The following is an 806-nucleotide window of genomic DNA, read 5'->3' as shown; positions in this document are numbered from 1 at the left end:
AGCTCACCGACGGTGGCATGGTGATCGACCGACAGCGGGTGGACCGGCCCGTCCAGCGGCCGGTGGTGTGGACAGTGACCGTCCCTGGTCAGGGTGACCGGCGCGGTCTGGCCGGTGCCGCCGTCTATGCGCAGCATCCGGTACTCCGGCGGGTTGCCGAACAGCACGCGCAACGCGACCAGCGTCATCCACCCGGCGACAATCGAGGTGGCCACGATCGACGCCGGTTGCGGACCGTCCGCCCGGATCTCGGCGCAGCTCCACGGCAGGTCGGACTCGCCGCGCTCGTGTGGGGTGAGCGAGCAGCCGTAGCAGGGCTCGCCCGGGTCCATCCGCAACCGGATCTCACCGCCCCACGCGAAGGTGCCGCCGTCCACGAGTGGCGCGCCGACCAGCGCTGCCCGTCCGAGCAGGCGTAATCGGGCACGCCGGGCGTCGAGACCGCCCAGGACGACCCCGGCGTCGGCCAACTCGCCAAGGCCGACCCCGGCGGCCAGGTCGGCCTGTCGGGTCTCGACGGCGACATCCGGGGCGAGCCGGGCCAGCGCGGTGGCCGCGGCGGTGACCTTCGGTCGTCCGATGTCCTCCGGTTCGAGCAGCACCGCACGGCTGAGGTTGCTCGCCGCGACCGTGTCCGGGTCGCAGAGGATCAACCGTCCGACACCGGCGAGTGCCAGGTTCTTGGCCACCTCGTTGCCGAGCGCGCCCACTCCGACGATCACCGCGGTGCTGGTGGCGAGCAGGTCCTGGTCCCAGTCGGGGATGAGGCGATGGCGGGCGTAGCGGTCGCCCACCAGGGTCATCGC

1 protein-coding gene is annotated in these 806 nt (G+C 72.6%); it reads right to left on the bottom strand.

All coding sequences use genetic code 11. The annotated features are described in order from the left end of the window. Positions 1-806, bottom strand: an 806-nt coding sequence (locus tag U9980_RS26340) for a ThiF family adenylyltransferase (protein WP_322770396.1), incomplete at both ends; no start/stop codon positions are given.

The sequence above is a fragment of the Protofrankia sp. Cr1 genome (genome assembly GCF_963555865.1).
GTDB lineage: Bacteria > Actinomycetota > Actinomycetes > Frankiales > Frankiaceae > Protofrankia.
Note: the sequence above shows the minus strand (reverse complement) of the source record. Positions and strands in the feature narration are given on the sequence as shown.